Genomic DNA, 16,391 nt, shown 5'->3' with positions numbered 1-16,391 from the left:
CCGGGGTGAGGTCATTGCCTTGGACATACACGAGTCGACGAGCGACGCGCCGGATCACCTCCTGACGGCGATCGGGTACGCGGGGGTGCTCCGCGAGCTGCTTCCGATCGCGCTCTGGAGGGCCGATGCGGAAGGGCGCATCGCCGAGTGGTCGCTCGCCGCTCAGGACCTGCTCGGCTACGCGCCGGAGGAGCTGCTGGGCCGGTACGGGATCCCGATGCTGGTCCCCAAGGCCAACTGGGAGCCGGCCGAGCAGCTGACGCGGAAGGTCGTGGCGGGTGAGGCCATTGTCGCGACTCTCCCGGTGCGCCATCGCGACGGGCATCTGGTGCCGATGGAGATGTGGATCTGCCCGGCTGTGGACCGGCAGGGAGGCACCGGCGTCCTGGTCATCGCCGTGGAGACCTCCGCGGTTCTGCGGATGCGTGATTCGCTGGCGGCCCTGGAAGGTCTGTTCACCCAGTCCCCCATCGGTCTGGCCATGCTCGGCCCCGATCTGCGCTTTCTGCGGGTCAACAACGCGTTGGCGCGGATGAACGGCGTCTCCGCGGCCGAGCACATCGGCAAACGCACGGTCGAGGTCGCGCCGGATGTCAACGCCGCCGCACTGGAGACGGTGATGCGGCAGTCCCTGGATCGCGGCGAGCCGGTGGTCGACGTACGCCGCACAGGTCGCACCGCAGCCGATCCCGACCACGACCGGACCTGGTCCTGCTCCTACGCTCCCTTGCTCGACAACGCCGGCCACAGGCTCGGACTGATCGCTTCCCTCATCGACATCACCGCCGGCCAGCAGGCACACGTCGATGCCGTCCGCGCGAGGCACCGCTTCGCGCTGCTGGCCGAGGCCGGCACTCGGATAGGGACCACCCTGGACCTGCGGCAGACCGCCGAAGAGGTGGTGCAGCTACTGGTGCCCCAGCTGGCCGACTCGGCCGACGTCCAACTGCTGGCAGAGGTGATCGACCCCGATGAGGCCGCCGCATCCACCCACGGCGTGGTGCGTCGTATCGCGGTCTCCTTCCCGGATCCGGCCGCCCCCACCGAGCACCTGGCGGTGGGCATGACCTTCCAGGTCCCGCTCGGCTCGGTGTACGAGCAGGTCATCGCCGACGGCCGCCCCATAAACCTCTATCTGGCCGACATCCCGGCGCTGGTCAGCGATCCGAGCGCCGAGCGGCTGCGTGCGTACCTCAGTGCCAATGTCGGCTCAGCGCGACTGGTCCCGCTGGTCGCCCGCGGCACAGTGCTCGGCGCCGTGGTGGTGACGCGTATGCGCGGCCGCGAGCCGTTCGACGTGCAGGACTGCGTGCTCATCGACGAGCTGGTCGCCCGCGCGGCGCTGAACATCGACAACGCGCGCATGTACACCAGCCAGCGTGCGGCGGCCCTCACTCTGCAGCGCAGCCTGACGAACAGCGCGCTGCCCGACGTACGAGACCTGGACCTCACCGGGCGCTACCTCCCCGCCAGCGACCACGAGGTCGGCGGCGACTGGTTCGACGTCATCCCCCTGCCTGACAGCAGGACCGGGCTGGTCATCGGCGACGTCATGGGACACGGAATCCATGCGGCGGCCGTCATGGGACAGCTGCGCACAGCGGTGCGCACGCTGGCGCGGCTCGACATCCCCCCGGCTCAGATGCTGCGCTCCCTGGATGTTGTCGTGGCCGACCTGGGCGAGAACGAGATGGCGACGTGCGTCTACGCGGTCCACGACCCGGCCGCCGGCGGCTGCCTGATCGCCAGGGCCGGTCATCCGCCTCCGGCCGTGGCCGACGCCCGGGGGACGATCGCTTTCCTGGACGGCCCCTCCGGTACTCCCCTGGGCGCGGGCGGGCAGGACTTCCAGACCGAACAGGTGCCACTGCCCCCCGGAAGTCTGCTGGTGCTCTACACCGACGGACTCGTCGAGGCTCGCGACAGGGACATCGACCACGGCATGCAACAGCTCGCCCAGGCGCTACGACACCTCGATCACCCGTTGAAGGAGATCTGCGACCGTATCCTCGGCCGATTGCTGCCCTCCACGGCCCAGGACGATGTGGCGGTGCTCCTGGCCAGAACTCGACGTCCCCCGGGTTAGAACGAGGGTGGGAGCGACAGAGCAGTGCTGCTCATCACACTCAATCCCGGTACAGACATGGTGGTGAATGCCGAAGGATCCTACGGAGAACCCTGGCAGGCTCAACGGGGAGGCCAGGGCCCTTCCGACCGAAGGAGGAGAAGACCCTGGACGGCGACGAACGTCGGCGGGCAATTCTCACCGTCGCGCGACGCGACGGTTCTGTGGAAGTCACTGCCCTCGCCACGGAGTTGGCGGTGTCCCTGGAGACCGTCCGGCGCGATCTGCGGATGCTCGAGGAAAGCGGCCTCGTCCGGCGCAGGCACGGCGGGGCCTATCCCGTCGAGAGCGCCGGATTCGAGACGACCCTCGCCGCCCGCACCACCCGGCACGTACCGCAGAAGGCCCGCATCGCCACGGCAGCCGTCGAGTTGCTCGGGGACGCGGAGACCGTCTTCATCGACGAGGGCTACACCCCACAGCTGATCGCCGAGGCGCTGCCCCAGGACCGGCCACTGACCATCGTCACCGCCTCGCTCACCACCGCGGGCATACTGGCCCCTCGGAAGAACACCCAGGTGCTCCTGCTGGGCGGCCGGGTGCGGGGCAACACGCTCGCCACTGTGGACCACTGGGTGACCGACATGCTGGCCGGCCTGGTCATCGATCTTGCCTACGTCGGGGCCAACGGAATCTCCCGTGAGTACGGGCTGACCACCCCCGACCCGGCAGTCGGCCATGTGAAGGCGCAGGCCATGACGTCCGCCCGGCGGCGGGTCTTCTCGGGGATCCACACCAAATTCGGCGCGGTGAGTTTCTGCCGCTTCGCCGAAGTACGGGAGTTCGAGGCCATCATCACCGACACCTCGCTCACCGCCGTGGAGGCCCAGCGCTATGCGCTGCTGGGCCCCCAGGTCCTGCGGGTGTGACCGTGCGCTCAGCCTGCGGTGCCCACCGGGTGGGGCGGCAGATCCTGCGGCATCAGCATCCGCAGGTCGTCCACGCCGGGGGCGCGCACTGTGCCGAGCCGCCGGGCCTGATGAGTGATCATCGTCTCGAGGAGCTGGCGGGCCAGCCGGGCGTTGCCGAAGGAGCGGCCCCTGGGCAGGGTGGCGATCCGGCCGCGGAGCGCTTCCAGGGTCTCGGGCAGGCACTCGTATCCGGACGACACGGCATGGCGTTCCACGATCGTGACAAGTTCGTCCGTGGTGTAGTTCTCGAAGGCCACATGGCGCGAGAAACGTGAGGCGAGTCCGGGGTTGGAATCAAGGAAACGCCCCATCTCCTCGCTGTAGCCGGCGACGATGACAACCACCTCGTCGCGGTGGTCCTCCATGAGTTTCAGCAACGTGTCCACGGCCTCCCGGCCGAAGTCCGAGGAGTTGCCCTCGGGGACGAGGGCATAGGCCTCATCGATGAACAGCACTCCGCCGAGGGCGCTTTGGAAGACCTCCCTGGTGAGCTGCGCGGTGTGGCCCACATAGCGGCCCACCAAATCGGCCCGGGCCACCTCCACCAGCTGCCCCTTGGGCAACACACCCAGGGCATGCAGGAGTTGGGCGTAGAGACGCGCCACTGTGGTCTTTCCGGTGCCGGGTGGTCCGGCGAAGACCAGGTGCTGGCTGATACGCGGTGCGGGCAGGCCCGCCGCCTCTCGCTGTCTGGCCGTGGCCAGGAGGTTCACCAGGTCGGTGACCTCCCGTTTGACGGCGGCCAGTCCGATCATGTTCTCCAGTTGGGCCAGCATCTCCTCCCGGCCACCGGCCTGCTGCGCCGCCGTTGCGGTCTCGTCAGCGACGTCCGCGGGCAGCAGCAGCGTCAAGTCCTTCTCGGCCGGATCGGGCATGGCGGCCAGCCGGAAGGACTGGCGGTCCACCATCTCCTCGAAGACCCGCCTGGCCGCACGGCCGTTGCCGAACGTGGCGTCGCGGGTCATCCCCTCGTAGTGTGCGGCGAGCGCGGCCGACGTTCCGGGGCCGAGTTCGTATCGGTTGTCGGCGCACAGGCTCTCGGTGATGGTGACCAGTTCCGGGACCGAATAGTTGGCGAACTCAATGCTCCGGGTGAAGCGAGAGGCCATTCCCGGGTTGGCCGACAGGAAGCCTTCCATCTCCGCGGAGTAGCCGGCGGCCACCACCACGACGTCGTCGCGATGGTCCTCCATCAGTTTGACCAGGGTGTCGATGGCCTCACGGCCGAAGTCGGCGCCGGAACCCTTGGAGTCGGAGACCAGGGTGTACGCCTCGTCGATGAACAGGACTCCGCCGAGGGCCTCGGTGAAGGCCTCCGTCGTTTTGATCGCCGTGCCACCGATGAACTGCGCGACGAGGTCGGCGCGGGAGACCTCGACGATATGGCCGGAGCGCAGTACGCCCAGTTCGGCGAGGATGCCGCCGTACAGTCGGGCGACGGTGGTCTTTCCGGTGCCGGGCGGGCCGGCGAAGATCAGATGCCTGCTCATGGTGGGCACCGGCATGCCCAGCCTGATCCGGCGCTGGGCGAGCTGGTTGAGGTTGACGAGTGTGCGGACCTGGTGTTTCACCGCGTCGAGCCCGATGAGCGACTCCAACTCGTCCAGTGGGCCCCGGGGTTCGGGCTTCGCGCCGCCGCGGCCCGCGTCACCGCCGGCCCCCGCGAGGTCCGCCGCAGCGCCCCAGGCGTCCGGGGCGCCGTTGCCCGAACTGGTCAGATCGGTCACCTCCAGGCGGTCCCCCGACCGTGTCTGGCGCAGACCGGCTCCCCGGTTGTCGCGTACGGAGCAGCCGGTGACGGTGACCGCCTCGGCGCTGTCGGTCCTGATGCCGTCGCCGAGGCTGCCGGTGATCTCACAGGACCGCAGATCGGCGCGGGCGCCCGCCGGTACGAGCACGCCATGGGCGCCTGCCGCACTGATACGTACACGGGTCAGGGTCAGTTCGCCGCCCTCGGCGATCAGGACACCGGAAGCCCCGCTGGATTCGATCTCGCAGTCGCGCACGGTGGCGACGCCCTGCGCCCCGACGAGCAGAGCGACATCGGACACCGAGCGCAGCACACAGTCACTGACGTGGGTGTGGCCGCCGTCCGCGACGCGTATGCCTGCTCCTCCGGCGCCCTCCACGGTGCAGGACTCCAGGCGTCCACGTCCGTCGTCACCGATGTCCACCCCGGTGCCGGCCGGGCCGACGATCCTGGCACGCCGGATGAGCGGGTTGGCCCCCGAGCGGATCGTGAGGGCTGTGCCCGCCGCGTCGACCACCTCCAAGCGGTCGAACTCCGCCGCCGACTCCTCGGCGAGCAGCACCGCCCCCGCAGCGTCGGCGCAGTCCCGTACGACGGTGTGGGCGAAGGAGGGAGAGCTGCTGCCGGCCACCTGGATCGCGGCTGCCGTGGATCCGGTGAACTCGCAGTCCTCGAAGGTGCCCCGGGAACGGTCGGTGACGAACAGCCCGTTGCCCTTGGTGCGGGTCGTGCGGCAGCGGCGGAGCAGCGGGTCCGCACCCGCGGAGAGGGCAATCCCGGGACCGGTGGTGGTGGAGACGGTGACATCTTCCAGTACCGGCCGGGAGGCGCTGGTGAGATAGACACCCACCGCGACGTCGTGGACGGCGACGCGCCGCACCTGGGTGCTGCTGTTGCCCTCCAGCGCGACGGCGGGCTTGTCGGTGTTGGAGATCTCGCAGTCCTCGACGGTGCCCTGGGCCTCGCCGTTGGCGAGGACTCCGTTCCCACGCGCGTCACGGATACGGCAGTTGCGAACCGTCGAGCGTGAGTGCTCGCTGAAGACCACTCCGGACGTGCCAAGCTTCTCGATGACACAGTCCTCGATGACACTGCCGGTGGGGGCGGTGTCCACGATTCCGGCGCCTTCGGGGTTGCTGATACGGCAGTTGCGCATCGCCAGTGAGCCGGTCTGCCGGGCCAGGACCGCCGTCCAGCCCGAACCGGCGACAGTGCAGCCGTCCATGGCCAGCTGGCCTCGCGCGGCGTCGACGACCGCCACGTCCTCGCTGCCGCCTCGCAGGACCAGGTCGGTGAGCATCACCGCGTCGGCGACGAGGACGACGGCCGAGCCGCGCCGTGGACAGATCTCGACGCTGCCGGGCTCGCCGTCGACAACGACGGTCACCCGGGTCTTGACGGTGAGGTTCTCGGCGTAGCGGCCGGGCCGGACGCGGATCACGGCTCCGGTGCGTGCCGCAGCCAGCGCCTCACTGATGGTCCGGAAGCTGTCCGGCTGTTCCTGGGAGACCACAAGTACCTGCCGTGACACGCCTGTTCCTCCTTGATTGCCGACGGGTGGCATCATGTGCCGCATGCGACACGACCGTTACCCGCGTGTTCTGCTTCTCGCGGCTGCCGCCGCCGTACCGACCCTGACTCTGGTGCCACCCGCCGAGGCCGTAACCGCCCGGGCAGCTCTGCCTGTTGCCCGGGCCGCGGACGACAAGCCCGTGGAACTGCCCGCTATGCGCGGCCGGATAGGCCCGGACGAGGACTGCACCGGACCCTCGCCGGTCACCGCCGAGGCCGAGCCCTGGACCCGCCGGGCCCTGGGTCTGTCGCGGTCCTGGCAGCTGTCCCGGGGAGCCGGCGTGCCGGTGGCGGTGGTGGACACCGGCGTCGGAACGGAGTTGCCCGCCCTGGCCGGCCGGGTCGAGGCGGCGGGCGACGCCGGGCAGGACTGTGTGGGCCACGGGAGTTTCGCGGCAGGTCTGATCGCCGCAGCACCCACGCCCGGGAGCGGGGTGACCGGTGTTGCCCCGCAGGCACGGGTGCTCGCCGTGCGCGGCACGGACCTGCGCGGGCGGAGCACAGGAGCGACCGTCGCAGCCGGTATCCGGTCGGCGGTGGACGGGGGCGCCCGCGTGGTCTACGTGGGTCAGGCGCTGCTCGACGGGAGGGCGGAACTGACCGCGGCCGTCGCACACGCCACCGAGCGGGATGTGCTGGTCGTCGCGCCGGCGGCGCCGGACACCGCCCCCGTGGACGCCGTGACGCACCGCCCCGACACCACGGCACGGCCGTACTTCCCCGCCTTCGTACCGCAGGTCCTCTCGGTCGTCGACCACGGCCTCGACGGCAGCCGTCCGGCGAACGCGCCCGGTGCCTTCGCACCGGATCTGTCCGCGCCCGGCGATGCGGTGGTCGGTGGCGGGCCGAAGGGCAGCGGCCACTTCATCGGTTCCGGGTCTTCGCTGGCCGCCGCGCATGCCGCCGGCGTGGCCGCCCTGGTGCGCGCCCGGTATCCGCAGCTGTCCGCCGCCGAGGTCGCCCGCCGGCTGGTCGCCGCCGCCTACCCGGCCGACACTCCCCGTCTGGATCCCTACGCCTCCTTGACCGCGGTTCTGGACGGCAGGCCCGCGAAGGCTCCACGGGCGGCCGAGGCCCACATGACTCCCCACTCCCCCAGGGGCCCGCGCACCAAGGCGCTGGTGATCGCGGGAGCGGCAGGCGTGCTCGGGCTGCTGGTGCTCGGCGCGGTGGCGGTGATTCCCCGTGGCCGGGCCCGCGGCTGGCGTGCCGCGGGCCATTGAGCCGGCGCCTCCGGTCATGACTCCTCCGGTCCGGCGAGCGCCGTCTGGATCTGCACGCTCTTGCGGCGCGCGATACGGGTGCCACGCCCCGGCGGCAGAATGCGGCCCTTCACATTGCCGAACACGTACCCTTCGGCCGGCGGGCAGGACAGCAGCAATCCGGGCGTGTTGACCTCCTGGAGGCGCCGCATCATCGACTCGTTGAGTCCCCGGCCCGCACCGGCCGCCGAGCGTGCGACGACGAGGTGCAGGCCCACTTCGTAGCCGAGTGCGAGATGGTCGAGGAGCGGGCCGAACGGCTGGTTCATCGGGTTGCCGCCGACCATGTCGTAGTCGTCGACGAGGATGAACAGCCGGGGGCCCGTCCACCAGTCGCACGCTCGCATGCGGGACGGCGCGATGTCCGGTCCCGGCAGCCGGGTCTTTACGGCCCGCGCCGCGCCGTCGACCAGGTCCTTGAGTGCGTCGATGGAGACCGCGTGCCCGAGCCGGTACTCGTCCGGAACGGCCTCCACCAGCTCACGCCGGTAGTCCACCACCATGATGCGGGCCTCGGCGGGCGTGTACGTGCGCATGATCGCGGCCGCCACCAGCCGCAGGAGGTTGGTCTTTCCGCTCTCGGAGTCGCCGACGACGATCATGTGCGGGTTCTCGGTGAAGTCGTGCCAGACCGTGGACAGCCGGTCTTCTTCCAGTCCCAGCGGTACGCGGAGTTTCCCTTCGGGCGCGGGGAGTTCAGCGGCCGGGAGCATGGTCGGCAGCATGCGGACGGGAGGTGCGGGCGGGGCGGACCACTGGTCCCGTACGGCGGCGACCATGGCAGCGATACCTTCGGAGAGGTCGTCCGAGTCCGGCTTTCCGTCGATGCGCGGCAGCGCCGTCAGATAGTGGAGTTTGCCCTCCCGGGTCAGTCCGCGGCCCGGTGTGCGCGGAACAGTCGCCGCCTTGCGGGCATCGATCCCGGAGTCCATCGCGTCTCCCATGCGCAGTTCCAGATGGGTCCCCGCCTGATCGCGGACGGCGGAGGACAGTTCCACCCACCGCGCGGTGGTGACGATGAGATGGATGCCGTAGTTCAGACCCCGCGCGGCAAGTGCGTTGAAGGTCTGGATGTGCCGGTCGAAGTCCTGGCGTACGGTCGACCAGCCGTCGATGACCAGGAACACGTCCCCGTGTGCCTCCTGCGGGAACTCCCCGGCGGCGCGGCGGCGGCGGAAGGTGCCCATCGAGTCGATGCCCTCGTCCAGGAAGAGCCGCTCCCGTTGCGCCAGCAGCGCGGTGACCTCGGCGATGACCCGGCCCACCCGTTCCTCGTCCAGGCGGGCGGCGACACCGCTCATATGCGGCAGTCCGGCCAGGCCAGCCAGGGTGCCGCCGCCGAAGTCCAGGCAGTAGAACTGCACTTCGCGGGGTGTGTGGGTGAGGGTGAGCGAGGTGATCAGGGTGCGTACGAGCGTGCTCTTGCCGCTCTGCGGACCGCCCGCGATGGCGACATGGCCGCCGGATCCGGACAGGTCCACGACCAGTTCGTCGCGTAGCTGGTCGAACGGCCGGTCCACGATGCCGACCGGGACGCGCAGCGTGCCGCGCCGGGGCCAGTCGGCGGCGGTCAGACCGTATACGGGGTGCGGAGCGAGCGGCGGCAGCAACTCGTCCAGCGTCGCGGGCAGATCCAGCGGCGGCAGCCACACCTGATGAGCTGGCGGTCCCGCGTCCCGCAGCCGCTCCACCGCCACGGACAGCAGCGAGTCGCCCTCCTCCTCGTCGGGCGCGACCGGCGGGGGCGTGGTCGCCCCCGGGTCGGGCACATTCCTCGGCACCACCCAGCCGGCCGTCCACGGCACCACCTGGCTGGCCACCCGCGCCTGGTTGATCGCCCCACCGCGCCTGCGGTACGGACCGGAGACATAGGCCGCCCGGAAGCGGGTGAGTGCTTCGACTCCCGTCTTCAGGAAGCCGCTGCCGGGCTGGGGCGGAAGCTCATAGGCATCGGGCACACCGAGTACGCCGCGGCTCTCCATCGCGGAGAAGGTACGCAGTCCCACCCGGTAGGACAGATGGCTCTCCAGCTGGTGCATTCGGCCCTCGTCCAGCCGCTGTGAGGCCAGCAGCAGATGGACTCCGAGGCTGCGTCCCAGTCGCCCGATCATGACGAACAGCTCCATGAACTCCCGGTGGGCGGAGAGAAGTTCGCTGAACTCGTCGACCACGACGAACAGGCTGGGCAGCGGGTCGAGCGGAGTGCCGGCCGCCCTTGCCTTCTCGTACTCCAGGGCCGATGTGTAGTTTCCGGCGCTGCGCAGCAGCTCCTGACGGCGCATCAACTCACCGTGCAGGGCGTCCTGCATACGGGAGACGAGGGCCACCTCGTCCGCGAGGTTGGTGATCACCGCCGAGGTGTGCGGCAGTTCGTCCAGGCCGAGGAAGGTCGCGCCGCCCTTGAAGTCGACCAGGACGAAGTTCAGTGTCTCGGAGGAGTTGGTCAGGGCCAGCGCGAGGACCAGGGTGCGCAGCAGCTCGCTCTTGCCGGAGCCGGTGGCGCCGATGAGCATGCCGTGCGGTCCCGTGCCGCCCTGGGCCGATTCCTTGATGTCCAGTTCCACCGGCACCCCGTCGGCGGCCACCGCGATCGGCACCCGCAGCCGGTCGGCTCCGGTGCGCCGTTGCCACAGCGCGGGCGGGTCGTGCCGGTGGAGATCGGGGATGCCCAACAGGGTGGTGAGTTCGACGTTGGTGCTGAGCGGCTCGGCCGTGTCCGTGCCGAGTCCCATCCGGTACGGCGCCAGCTGTTTCGCCAGCGAGGCGGCACCGACGGTGCCGAGCTGGTCGGGCCGCCCGAGTGCGGTGGTCTGTTCCTTGCGCTCACGGTCGGTACGGATCAGGCGCAGCAGGCCGTCGGAGAGCTCCAGCCGCAGCGTCGCCCGGCCGGGCCGCCAGGTCAGCGAGGAGCCGAGGTCGAGCACGACGGCATTGCGCAGTCCGGGGCCGTCGAGCCGGTGACCGCCGGGGGCCGCGACTCCGTCCAGCACAATCACGGTGAAGGGCTCTTCCCGGCCCGGTACGGCGTCGGGGTCGAAGGGCGGCCGCTCCGAGAACTCGGCTCCCAGCAGGTCCTCCAGCTCGTTGAACGACGAGACGATGCGGCGCGCGGCGCCCGCCCCGTCGTTCTCCTGCGGATGCAGGCTGTGCGGCAGCCACTTCACCCACTCGTACTCGGCCCGCCGCTCATCGGCCGCGCAGACCGCGATCCACAGCTCCTCCGGGGAGTGCAGGGTGGCCAGTTGGGCGAGCATCGCACGCACCGTGGCCCGTATCCGCTCCTCGTCACCGCGGAACAGGACCCGCGCCCAGGCCCGCAGATAGACGGCGATCGGCTGGTCGGGGACCACGGAGTAGGCGCGGATGAAGCTGCGCAGCGCATGGGCGCTCAGCGGCTCCAGGTCCTCGACCGGTTTGGTGGACAGCGGGGTCAGCCGCAGGCCGAGCTTCTGGTCGCCGACAGCCACCCGGATCTCGCCGAAGTCGGGGTCGACCGGCCGTCGTTCCCAGAGGCGAGTGGTGCCCACGAGAGACCACAGCGCCGCGGGCTCCGGATGCCGCCAGGCCAGGGCGCGCTGCTGATCCCGCACGCTCGCCCGGACCTTGCGCCGGATCTGGGTCAGATAGCGCAGATAGTCGCGCCGCTCGGCCTTGAGCCGCTGCTTGCGTTCACCGCTGCGGCGCATGAACTGGCCGACGACCATCGCCGCTGACGCGACGACCATGAGGCCGAGCGCCAGATACATGAATCCGCCGCGGGATCCGGGCCTCATGAACATGAGCATCATCGAGGCGGACATCATCGCCATGGGCAGGTACTGCCACACGGCGGAACTGTCGGGCAGCATCTCCGGAAGCGTGGGCGGCTCCTGAAGGCTCAGTTCCCCCTCGGGCATGTCCGGACCGGGACGGCGGGCCGGCCTGCGGAACAGCACGACACTCAACGAACGTTCTCCTTCGGCGCGTTGACACCTGAATGCTCATATCGGCCCGCACGGCACAGCGAATGTGGGCGGGATCACTCATACGGCGAGCAGGCACGCGTCAGGAAGCACGGCAGGAGGCCGTGCGGCCGAACCGTCGGTTCTCCCGGCCGGGGAAGCGGGCCGGCGGGAGATACGGTGCGGTGCGCCAGGCCCCACCGGCGGCTGTGCCGCATCGGGGCCCGTACAGGAGCAGACGTTCAGCAAGTAGTGTGCAGCCGATTCCCGCGCACGTCCAACGATTGATCCATCACGTCGGTCCGTCGGCCCGTTCGGTGGCCACGGCACATCGAGAATCGTGAGCAATCCATGACAGACAACACAGTCGCAGCGCTGTGCCGCCTCACGGTGCACGCACCCGAGAAGCTGATCGACCTGGCGGTACCCGCCGACATCCCCGTGATCGACCTGCTGCCCACCCTGGTGGAGTACGCCGGTGAGAATCTGGCGGAAAGCGGCCTGGAGCACGGAGGCTGGCTGCTCCAACGGCTGGACGGAGAACGCCTCGACGAGGAGAGCAGCCTGGACTCCCTCGGCCTGCGGGATGGCGACACCGTCTACCTGCGGCCGCACACCGACGCGCTGCCGGAAGTACGGCTCGACGATCTGGTGGACGGCATCGCCACCACCATGCAGGACCGCCCCTACAGCTGGACGCCGCAGATCTCCCGACGACTGCTGCTCGCCTTTGCGGCAGCCGCATCGGCCGCCGCGTTCGTGGTGCTCGCGATACCCGGATTCTCCGCGGACATACGGGCGTTGGGCGCCGCCGCCACCGCGTTACTGCTGCTCGCCGGAGCCGGTTCGGCCAGCCGCGCCGTCGGAGACGCCGGTGCCGGCGCGGCACTCGGCCTGCCCGCAGTGTGCTGCCTGGCGCTGGCCGGGTGGCTGGTAACGGGCGGTGCGCTGACCGGCCCGCACGCCCATGAGGTGCTGGGCTCACGGCTGTTGGCGTCCGGCGCGGCAGCCGCGGGTGGCGCGATGCTGGCGGTCGCGGTCGTCGCCTCCTTCGCCGCGCTGTTCGTCGCCGCCGCGGTGATCGCCTCGGCCTGCGCGCTCGCCGGCGCGCTGATCGTCGCGGCGGATCTGGCACCGGCCCACGCGGCAGGGCTGATCGCACTGCTCGCCGTCGTCTTCGGCGCCTTCGTACCCAGTCTGTCGTTCCGGCTGGCCGGACTGCGCATGCCCCCGCTCCCGACGAACGCCCAGCAGCTCCAGGAGGGCATCGAACCCCACTCCCCGTCGGCCGTCGCCGCCCGCGCCGTGGTCGCCGACGGGTGGATGACGGGCTTGTACGGAGCCACCGGAGCGGTGTGCGCCGCCACGCTGGTCGGGCTGGCCACCGAACCGGGGCTGGCCGAGATCCTGATGATCGGCGTACTCTCAACTCTCCTGCTCCTGCACAGCCGAGGCCTGGGCAACACCCTGCAACGGCTCGCCCTGCTCGGCCCCGCCGCCGCCGGGGCCGCCCTGTTGGTGTACTCCGCCGTCGTCACGTTCTCGCCGACAGGACGACTGCTCCTGACAGCCTCCCTGCTCTCGGTCACCGCCGCGCTCGCCATCGCCGCCTGGACCGTTCCGGGCCGGCGGCTGGTCCCTTACTGGGGCCGCGCCGCGGAGCTGCTGCACTCGGCCACCGCCATCGCCATGCTGCCCATGGCCCTGTGGGTGCTTGGCGTCTACGGATATCTGCGGGGACTCAACGGCTGACGCCGGGAAAAGGGAACGATGCAGAACAAACGCGACCAGGTACAGGCCCACATGTTTCTCATGGGCCGCCTCACCTCCGGAATGCTGCGCGCGGACCCGGACGCACCGGAGAGCCCACAGGGACGCACCAACCGGGGTATCGCCCTCGGAGTGATCTTCGCCGTGCTCGTCTCGGCCGGAGCCTTCGTCTTCGGCCTGCTGTCGCCCGGTACGAAGGGATCCTGGCGGAGCTCGGGCGATCTCATCGTCGAGAAGCAGACGGGCTCCCGCTATCTGTACCTTGACGGCCGGCTGCGTCCGGTACGCAACTACGCGTCGGCCCGGCTGCTCGGCGGCGCGGACCTCAAAGCCGCGACCGTCGGCTCGGCTTCGCTGAACGGAACTCCGCACGGCGCACCGGTGGGCATCCTGGGAGCCCCCGACTCGCTGCCCGGTGCCGGTCAACTCAGCCCGGATCCCTGGCAGGTGTGCTCCATCCCCACCGTGGACGGCAAGACGGCCGGCACGCTCGCGGTGGGCCGCAAGACCGTGGGCACGCCCCTGGACAAGCACCAGGGCGTGCTGGTTTCCGGGCCCGACGGCGCCGACTATCTGCTGTGGGGCGGGAGCCGGCTGCGCCTCGACCGGAGGGCCGGCGCGCCCGAGGCGCTCGGCTACGGCTCCGTCACCCCGGTGAAGGTGTCCGGGGCACTCCTGAGCGCGCTCCCCTCCGGCCCCGACCTGACCCCACCGACCACTACCGGTCTCGGTGAGCCCGCCGCCGAACTGGGCGGCCGTGCCACCAGGGTCGGGCAGGTCTTCACGGTGTCCGTCCCCGGATCGGGCTCACAGCTGTACCTCCTGCGGCGCGACGGACTGGCCCCGCTGACCTCGACCCTGGCCGCGCTGGTGCTCGGCGATGCCCGCACCAGGCAACTGGCCTACGAGGGCGCCTCCCCCACCATCACCACGATCGGCTCCCACGCGCTCCGGGGCCGGCTGGCTCCTCGTACCGCCGAGTCCGATGGTCCTGGCCGACTGCCGGACGCACCCCCCAAGGCCGTTGGCGTACCCGTGGAGCACGGCCCCTGTGTGCAGATCACTCCCGACAGCCGGGGCGACAAGGGACCGAGGACCAGCATCAGTCTCGCCACCCAGCCCTCGCTGGGGCCGGCCGTCCAGACGGCGGTTGAAGGTGTGTCCGCCGCTTGCCTCCCCGTCGACCGCGTCACCGTGCCGCCGGGCGGCGGGGCACTGATCCATGCGCTCGGTGCCGGAGGCGGGAAGTTGGGCAGCACCGTGTACCTGGTGACGGACACAGGGGTGAAGTACCGGATCGCGACGGCTGACGCGGTCAAGGCGCTCGGCTATGAGAAGGCCGAAGTCCTGGGCCTCCCCTCGCTGTTGCTCGCCATGTTGCCGTCCGGTCCCGACCTGTCCCCACGCGCCGCCGAGCAGGGGCGCAGCAGTGCCACCGCGCCTCGCTGCGACTGGGACGACAAGATCGCGACAAGGTAGCGGCATGCCTTTGAAGCCGTAAAAGCAAACGCCCCGTCCTAGCCTCCGGTCACCGGAACAGCCGGGCTGGTCATGCTCGGCTGTACGCGCCGCCCGGCGCGAGAGGCCCGGTGGCAGGTCGACCACGAGAGGGGCACACGTGTCTGCCAACGGAATGCAGCAGTCGGCCGAGCACGCGACACGGAATGGCGTTCAGGCCCTGGAAATGGCCTTCAGCGGCATCGTCAAGAGCCGTCAGGACGTCGAGGCCACGAAGTTCAACCTGTCCTCCGGCTACCAGGGCAGTGACGGCAGCGCCTTCCAGGGCCTGATCACCGCATGGGAGGAACAGGCCGACGTCATCCTGAAGAACGTCCAGGACATGATCGAGACGCTGAACCAGACGCTCACCGAGCACGGGCTCCAGCAGGGCTCCTCGAACGAGCAGATCAACACCGCGTACAACCAGTCCGAGTCGGTCTTCGACACGCTGACCGGTTGACGGCCCGCAGGCCGCGCGTGCGGCCTGTCCGCCCACCCCGTACACCCGCGGCGACCCGAGGACGGCTCCCATGACGGACAACTTCAGCGACGGATACATCTACGTCGACTACTCGCACATGAACAACGCGGCCGACGACATGGTCCAGCAGACCAAGGCGATCGCGACCACGCTGTCCAATCTGGAAATGGAACTGGGCGAACTCCGCAACACCTGGATCGGTGACGACCGCGATGTCTACACCCAGAAGCAGCAGGCCTGGGACAACGCCGTGAAGGCGATGGAGGACCTCCTCACCAAGCACTCCGCGCTGCTGACCGACGTCTCCGAGAGCTACCGCTACAGCGAGGGCTCCCTCACGCAGATGTGGGGTTCGGTGAAGATCGGCCGCTGACGCCGTCGAGCGGCACACCCCCGGTGTCGCTGCGGACGGTCGCTGCGCGCCGGCCGCCCGGTCCCCCGGGCCGGCCGGCGCGCGAGCAACACCACCGGAACGCAGATCCGGCGCCGGGCCGGGTGAGCCGGAAGCTGCAGAGGAGAGAGCATGGCGAACGACCCGAATCCGAGCACGGGCAAGCTGGCCATGGACAAGGCGGGGCTTGAACAATTCCTCGCCAACCGCGTTCTGCCCTTCAAGGAAGAGATCCGGAAGCTGGGGGTGGACGACCCCCACTTCGGGCCCGCGATGGCCACGCTCCTGGGAGACGGCGACATCGATCCGGGCGCCGAGTTCGACTCCTACGGCACCGGAAAGCCCCTGGCCATCGGATTCATGGCGCTGCCGGACAACCTGGGCGGCAAGGGCAAGGACCTGAACCAGGGCATCGTGAAGGCGGCCGCGTCAATCGTCAAGATCCTCAAGGAGCAGACACAGCTGTTCGCGGACATCGAGGAGAACCTCCAGGAGACCATCGACTCGCTGCTCAGCACTCAGGATGCCAACCTGACCAATGTCGACGGCAAGAAGTTCCTCGACATCTTCGAGGACACCGCGGACGACCTGGGCGGCAACAAGGGCGGCGGGAACGGCGGCGACGGGGACGACAGCAACTCGTAAGGCGCTCGCTCGCCACCACCCGTGATCCATCCGCTCTCACCAG

At 70.1% G+C, this 16,391-nt stretch carries 10 protein-coding genes; 8 read left to right on the top strand and 2 right to left on the bottom strand.

The features are described 5' to 3' along the window. Positions 1-19: 19 nt before the first annotated feature. Complete coding sequence (locus tag ACQEVG_RS35260) at positions 20-2,086, top strand: SpoIIE family protein phosphatase (protein ID WP_432991536.1); 2,067 nt, start codon at positions 20-22, stop codon at positions 2,084-2,086. Between the two features lie 146 nt (positions 2,087-2,232). Further along, positions 2,233-2,994, top strand: a complete 762-nt coding sequence (locus tag ACQEVG_RS35255; protein ID WP_432993123.1) for a DeoR/GlpR family DNA-binding transcription regulator — start codon at positions 2,233-2,235, stop codon at positions 2,992-2,994. Between the two features lie 8 nt (positions 2,995-3,002). Here ACQEVG_RS35255 and ACQEVG_RS35250 read toward each other — a convergent pair whose 3' ends face one another. Next, positions 3,003-6,317, bottom strand: a complete 3,315-nt coding sequence (locus tag ACQEVG_RS35250; RefSeq protein WP_432991534.1) for a right-handed parallel beta-helix repeat-containing protein — start codon at positions 6,315-6,317, stop codon at positions 3,003-3,005. A gap of 43 nt (positions 6,318-6,360) precedes the next feature. Here ACQEVG_RS35250 and ACQEVG_RS35245 point away from each other — a divergent pair, with 43 nt between their 5' ends. Then, on the top strand, positions 6,361-7,581 hold the full coding sequence (locus ACQEVG_RS35245) for a S8 family serine peptidase (protein WP_432991532.1): 1,221 nt from the start codon (positions 6,361-6,363) through the stop codon (positions 7,579-7,581). Between the two features lie 14 nt (positions 7,582-7,595). On the opposite strand, the gene eccCa is transcribed toward ACQEVG_RS35245, so the two are convergent. Next, complete coding sequence (gene eccCa / locus ACQEVG_RS35240) at positions 7,596-11,564, bottom strand: type VII secretion protein EccCa (protein ID WP_432991530.1); 3,969 nt, start codon at positions 11,562-11,564, stop codon at positions 7,596-7,598. A 348-nt stretch (positions 11,565-11,912) separates the two neighbouring features. Between eccCa and eccD the strand changes: the two genes are divergently transcribed. From eccD to ACQEVG_RS35215, 5 genes are all read left to right on the top strand, one after another. After that, positions 11,913-13,313 carry a type VII secretion integral membrane protein EccD gene (gene eccD / locus ACQEVG_RS35235; protein WP_432991528.1) on the top strand — a complete coding sequence of 467 codons (1,401 nt, stop codon included), beginning with the start codon at positions 11,913-11,915 and terminating at the stop codon, positions 13,311-13,313. Positions 13,314-13,331: 18 nt separating this feature from the next. Then, on the top strand, positions 13,332-14,810 hold the full coding sequence (eccB, locus tag ACQEVG_RS35230; protein ID WP_432991526.1) for a type VII secretion protein EccB: 1,479 nt from the start codon (positions 13,332-13,334) through the stop codon (positions 14,808-14,810). Between the two features lie 139 nt (positions 14,811-14,949). After that, on the top strand, positions 14,950-15,291 hold the full coding sequence (locus tag ACQEVG_RS35225; protein ID WP_360864977.1) for a hypothetical protein: 342 nt from the start codon (positions 14,950-14,952) through the stop codon (positions 15,289-15,291). A gap of 70 nt (positions 15,292-15,361) precedes the next feature. Then, positions 15,362-15,685 carry a WXG100 family type VII secretion target gene (locus ACQEVG_RS35220; protein WP_432991524.1) on the top strand — a complete coding sequence of 108 codons (324 nt, stop codon included), beginning with the start codon at positions 15,362-15,364 and terminating at the stop codon, positions 15,683-15,685. Between the two features lie 150 nt (positions 15,686-15,835). Beyond that, a complete protein-coding gene (locus tag ACQEVG_RS35215; protein ID WP_432991522.1) occupies positions 15,836-16,348 on the top strand; it encodes a type VII secretion system-associated protein in 513 nt (170 codons plus the stop codon). The last annotated feature ends 43 nt before the right edge of the window (positions 16,349-16,391 follow it).

The organism is Streptomyces sp. CA-135486, from assembly GCF_050936555.1.
GTDB lineage: Bacteria > Actinomycetota > Actinomycetes > Streptomycetales > Streptomycetaceae > Streptomyces.
This window is presented reverse-complemented; position numbering and strand designations above follow the sequence as displayed.